This window comes from Microcoleus sp. D3_18a_C4, from assembly GCF_036702415.1.
GTDB lineage: Bacteria > Cyanobacteriota > Cyanobacteriia > Cyanobacteriales > Microcoleaceae > Microcoleus.
Genome location: NZ_JAUBTI010000190.1, coordinates 1 through 5,357 on the forward strand (window position 1 = coordinate 1; position 5,357 = coordinate 5,357).

The 5,357-nt window shown below is 43.8% G+C and carries 6 protein-coding genes; 3 read left to right on the forward strand and 3 right to left on the reverse strand.

Features of this window, described 5'->3' with window-relative positions; genetic code table 11:
* Positions 1-147: 147 nt before the first annotated feature.
* From cobO to QUB16_RS32785, 3 genes are all read right to left on the reverse strand, one after another.
* Entirely contained in the window at positions 148-783 is a 636-nt protein-coding gene (gene cobO, locus QUB16_RS32775) for a cob(I)yrinic acid a,c-diamide adenosyltransferase (protein ID WP_333103560.1), read from the reverse strand.
* Between the two features lie 59 nt (positions 784-842).
* Positions 843-1,421, reverse strand: coding sequence for a Uma2 family endonuclease (locus QUB16_RS32780; protein ID WP_333322534.1), 579 nt, complete (start codon positions 1,419-1,421; stop codon positions 843-845).
* Between the two features lie 164 nt (positions 1,422-1,585).
* Positions 1,586-2,203, reverse strand: a complete 618-nt coding sequence (locus tag QUB16_RS32785; protein ID WP_333322536.1) for a hypothetical protein — start codon at positions 2,201-2,203, stop codon at positions 1,586-1,588.
* 117 nt (positions 2,204-2,320) lie between these two features.
* Between QUB16_RS32785 and QUB16_RS32790 the strand changes: the two genes are divergently transcribed.
* From QUB16_RS32790 to rimM, 3 genes are all read left to right on the forward strand, one after another.
* Positions 2,321-3,574 carry a molybdopterin-binding protein gene (locus tag QUB16_RS32790; protein WP_333322538.1) on the forward strand — a complete coding sequence of 418 codons (1,254 nt, stop codon included), beginning with the start codon at positions 2,321-2,323 and terminating at the stop codon, positions 3,572-3,574.
* Between the two features lie 231 nt (positions 3,575-3,805).
* On the forward strand, positions 3,806-4,438 hold the full coding sequence (locus QUB16_RS32795; RefSeq protein WP_006632834.1) for a response regulator: 633 nt from the start codon (positions 3,806-3,808) through the stop codon (positions 4,436-4,438).
* Positions 4,439-4,607: 169 nt separating this feature from the next.
* Entirely contained in the window at positions 4,608-5,249 is a 642-nt protein-coding gene (gene rimM / locus QUB16_RS32800) for a ribosome maturation factor RimM (protein ID WP_333322540.1), read from the forward strand.
* The last annotated feature ends 108 nt before the right edge of the window (positions 5,250-5,357 follow it).

Below are 5,357 nucleotides of genomic sequence, written 5' to 3' on the forward strand. Positions count from 1 at the left end.
AGCGTCCCCGCTCGCGTATTGTACAATACGCGAGCGGGGACGCTCGCACTGTAAATGCAAAACTGAGATGCTCCCGTAGTCAGGGCTTCAGTCCACTCCCAATCAGCTTTTAGCTAATTAGGACTAAACTTTTGAAGACCAACAACTTTAATACTCAATACCTGCTTGAGCTTTAATGCCTTGTTCTCGGAATGGATGCTTAACTAAAGTCATTTCTGTCACCAAGTCTGCCCGTTCGATTAGCGCTGGCGGGGCGCCTCGGCCTGTTAAAATAATGTGGGTTTCTTCTGGTTTTTGGTCTAAGCCGGAAAGCACTTGCTCGACTTGCAAATAACCTAGTTTTAATGCTATATTGACTTCATCTAGAAGAACTAATTTAAATTCGGGATTGCAGATAAAAGTTAGGGATTTTTCCCAGGCTTTTTGAGCTGTTTCGATATCTCGATCGCGGTCTTGCGTGTCCCAGGTAAAGCCTTCTCCCATTGCGTGAAATTCTAGCTGTTTTTCCCAGAGTTGAAAAACGGCTTTTTCTGCGGGTTCCCAAGCTCCTTTGATAAATTGTACTATGGCGACGCGGTATCCGTGACCGAGCGATCGCACAACCATTCCCAAGGCAGCCGTGGTTTTGCCTTTACCGTTACCCGTATTGACTATAATTAAACCTTTTTCTTTGGAAGAGTTAGCGATTCGCTGTGATTGCACTTCTTGGCGCCGCTGCATTTTCTGTTTGTGTTGTTGGGCTGTTAAGCCAGTGGTTGCAGTGGTTTCTGTATTGGTTTCCATTTGATTTTTTTTAACCGCAGATGAACGCAAATAAACGCTGATAGATGCAGGATGTCTAGTTATTGCCACAGTGTTTTCAAGTTTAGCACGAAACCGGGCAAAACATCTTCTCCTGAAAGTTCTGTTGGACATTCCAAAACTTCTATTTCTTGTCCTTGGCGATAGATTTCGACTCTCCGGGTTTTGCGGTTGATTAACCAGCCTAATTTTACTTGGTTATTCATGTATTCTTGCATTTTGTCTTGAGTATCTTTTAAACTGTCTGTTGGCGACATTAACTCTAAGACAAAATCCGGGGCAATGGGAGGGAATTTTTGTTTTTGTTCGGGAGTTAGTGCATCCCATCTTGATTTTTCAATCCAAGAGACATCGGGAGAACGGTTTGCACCGCTTGGCAGTTTGAAGCAAGTTGAAGAATCGAAACAAATTCCCAGTTGAGTTTGTCTGTTCCAAATTCCAAAATCAGTAGCTATTTCAAAATTGTAATTTCCGGTTTCTCCTCCTGTGGGTGGCATGACGATTATTTCTCCTTTGGCGTTGCGTTCAAATTTGACATCTGGGTTTTCGCGGCACAGTTGATAAAATTGGTCGTCGGTTAGTTTAACTATGGAGTTGAAGTTGATGGTAACTGCTAGCATGGTATTTTATCAGGATGCGTTGGGACTTTTAAGCCAGATCATGTAATGAATGCGGATAAATGCCGAGCGATGCAGATGCTGTAAATATTATTGAGGGAGGAAGGAGGATTTAAGTTGTATTTTTGTTGAGGCACTTGTTATATCATTATATCATCTACTTATAACTAGCTCTCAATATTTTTATAAAAAGCTTTTTCCAGAAAAAACTTACAGACATACCAATAATAAAATGCAATGTTAATTTCGCTAAGCAATTTAGGTACTCCCTCTAGTAAACTGGAGAATATCTTGTTTTTTAAATGCAGGGAATCCACGCCGATCGCAAAAAACAACAAGCCTACACCCGCTAACAATATTTGGTAAGGAGTTAACTGTAGTTCTCGCCGAAAAAACCATCCGTAGGAGGACAAAACCACGGCGTACAAAAGACTTACTCCTAGCTTAGGAATTCCCCCTGCTACCATATATATATGAATTCTGTAAATTTCATTTAGTAAAAATCCACCTGTTAATAAAGCCGAAAACAGAATAAATCGATTTTCTGAAGTGCGCGGTTGAATAGTTTTAGCTAATCCATAGGTAAAAGTACAAACAATGACGGGTACAGAACATAAAAGCTGGAAAGTCCGAGTTAACAAGGCGACATTGGGATGGGAATAAGAATAAGGCGGAAAGAATAAATCGCTGACTTTTAACCCGGAAACTTGAGTGAAAAATATCAGTATCGCCACCACAAATAAGGATAAACAATTGAGTCTAACAACCAAACGAGAAATAGTCATAAGCAATTAACACCAAAAATTAGGTTTACTGCCCAAATCAAAAAAAATTATATCACCAATATCTCTGGATATTTTGCTAAACTTAATCAGGAGTGTTATCAAAACAAGGAGACAGTCATGCTGTCAGTGAAAGAAGCAGAATCGATCGTTCTAAATTTGGCGCAACCCCTCGACAGTCAGGGGGATGTAGAAACTGTAGACTTGCTGGCAGCATCGGGGCGCATTTTGGCGGCACCCGTCACTGGTTCCCTGGATTTTCCTTATTGGGATAATTCAGCAATGGATGGGTACGCGGTGCGGTTTGCTGATGTTGAAAATTGTAGCGGCGAAAAACCAGCGGTACTCGAAGTAGTTGAGGAAATTCCAGCCGGATATCAGCCTCAAAATACCGTCCAATCGGGGCAAGCGGCGCGAATTTTTACGGGTGCTATGATGCCAGGGGGTGCTGATACGGTGGTAATGCAGGAAGAAACGAGGCGAGAGGGCGATCGTATTTTTATCTTAGTTTCTCCTGAAAAACCGCAAGCATTTGTCAGACACAAAGGCGCTTTTTATCAAGCAGGAACAACTTTGCTAACTCCCGGTACAGTTATCAACGCCCCAGAAATGGCGGTGTTAGCAACTGCCCAGTGCATTCAAGTTCCCGTTTATCGGCGGCTGCGGGTGGCAATTTTTTCTACGGGTGACGAATTGGTATCGCCAGACGAACCTTTGGCACCGGGGAAACTGGTAGACTCGAATCAGTATGCTTTGACAGTTTTGTTGGCGCAAATGGGATTTGAACCGATTCGATTGGGCATTGTTCCTGATAATGAAGAAGCTTTAAACAAGGCGATATCCGGGGCTGTTGCGACGGCGGATGTGGTACTTTCTACGGGGGGCGTCTCGGTAGGAGACTACGATTATATTGAGAAAATATTGGGGGATTTGGGAGGAAAAGTTCACATTAGTTCGGTGGCGATTAAGCCGGGTAAACCTTTAACGGTTGCTGCGTTTAAACGAGGTGAAAAAAATTCGGATTGTCTCTATTTTGGTTTGCCGGGAAATCCGGTTTCGGCTTTAGTCTGCTGTTGGCGGTTTGTTGTGCCTGCTTTGAGAAAGATGTCTGGGCTTGCCCTGGATGCTTGGGGGCCGGAGTTTGTCAAAGCTAGGTGTAATGCTGAATTGCGATCGCCCGGCCGGCGCGAAACTTATGTTTGGGGTAAACTACATTTAGTTGCGGGAGTCTGGGAATTTGAACCTGCTAGCGGCAGCCAAAATTCAGCGAATTTAATTAACCTCGCCAATACGAGTGGTTTAGGAGTTTTGCCACCAGGGGACACCGGGATTGTACCGGGCGAATTCGTTGAAGTTTTAAAAGTTAGTCATTAGTTAGTTGTTATTGGTTATGTGTTATTGGTTCGGTATAAGTTCATGTAAAATATTAACAACTAAGTAATCTTCCTTCTTCGGACTTCCATCGGACTCACATCCGTTACATCCGTTACATCCGTTACACAATCCGTTGCCGAACTTCCATCGGACTGACATCCGTTACATTCGTTACATCCGTTACATCCGTTACATCCGTTACACAATCCGTTGCCGAACTTCCTTCGTATTATGAGAATTTTAATTGTTGAAGATGACCCGATGATGCAACTGGGATTAGAGCAAGTTTTAGCCGATTCCCCAGAGATAGAAATAGTAGGACAAGCAGAAGACGGCTATTTAGGTGTAGCAGCCGCACTGAAACTCAAACCTGATATTATTGTGATGGATATCGGTTTGCCGCGGCTCGACGGCATAGCAGCGACGCAGCAAATTAAAGCACAACTGCCAGAAGTTCGAGTAGTAATGTTAACTTCTCACACGGCAGAAACTGAAATTATTGCTGCCCTTTCTAGCGGTGCTGATGCTTATTGTATTAAAGGTGCTTCCGTAGACAGGCTGTTAGCAGCGATTGCAGCCGCAGCAGAGGGCGCTACATATCTTGACCCTCAAATTGCCCGGACTGTCATAGAACACCTGAAACCGCCGATACCTGCCTCTACAACTACTTTTGGTCAGTTGTCGCAGCGGGAATTGGAGGTGTTAAAATTAATGGTGGAAGGTAACAGCAATCCTGAGATAGCAGCGGCGCTTTACTTGAGTCCAAATACGATTAAAACTCACGTTCGCGGTATTATGAATAAGTTGGCAGTCGATGACCGCGTGCAAGCAGCAGTTGTAGCGCTGAGAACGGGATTGGTGTAAAGAAGTCATTAGTCAGTAGTCATTAGTCATTAGTCATTAGTCAGTAGTTATTTGTTGTTGGCTACCAATGCTTTTCTGCGAAGATGCTTTTCTGCCTAATGCCCAATGCCCAATTGTCAATTCCCAATTCCTAATTCCTAATTCCCAATTCCTAATTCCCAAAAAGTTTATGTCTGAATGGATAGAAATCGGTAAAATTGTAGCAGCTCAAGGTTTGGACGGGGAAGTGCGAGTCTATCCCGATTCGGATTTCCCGGAAAGGTTTATCGAACCGGGGAAGCGGTGGATTTTGCGCCCTAACAAAAGTGAACCGGAACCGATCGAGTTTTTGGGCGGTCGCTACATTCCGGGCAAAGGGCTGTATGCTGTAGAGGTAGAGGGTGTGGAAGACCGCGATAGTGCTGAGGCGCTGCGGGGCTGTAAGTTGTTTGTTGAAAAGACCGATCGACCTTACCTCGAACCTGATGAGTTTTACGTCCAAGATTTGATCGGTATGGAAGTTTTTAACCAGTTAACCGGGGAAATCCTAGGCAAGGTAAGTGATATTATTCCCGCAGGTAACGACCTTTTAGAAGTAGAAACGAATCTAACTGCGTCGGAAACTGTCACCGCAGAATTAGAAAAGCCAAAACAGCCTGAAACTCCCCAAGCAAACGCTGACCCCAGAAATACCCGCAAACCACGGAAAATTCGCGTTAAAGAGCCTAAATCCACAAAAATCTTGATTCCTTTTGTGGAAGAGATTGTGCCAATTGTGGACTTAGAACAAGGCAGAATTGAAATTGTGCCTCCTCCTGGTTTGTTGGAATAATATCATGTCCGGTCAAGCGACCGGATATGATATTAGGATCGCGAATTAAATAACTTACAATTTTAATTGTTATTGTGGGATGGGCGTCCCGCCCGTCCTTTTTGGACG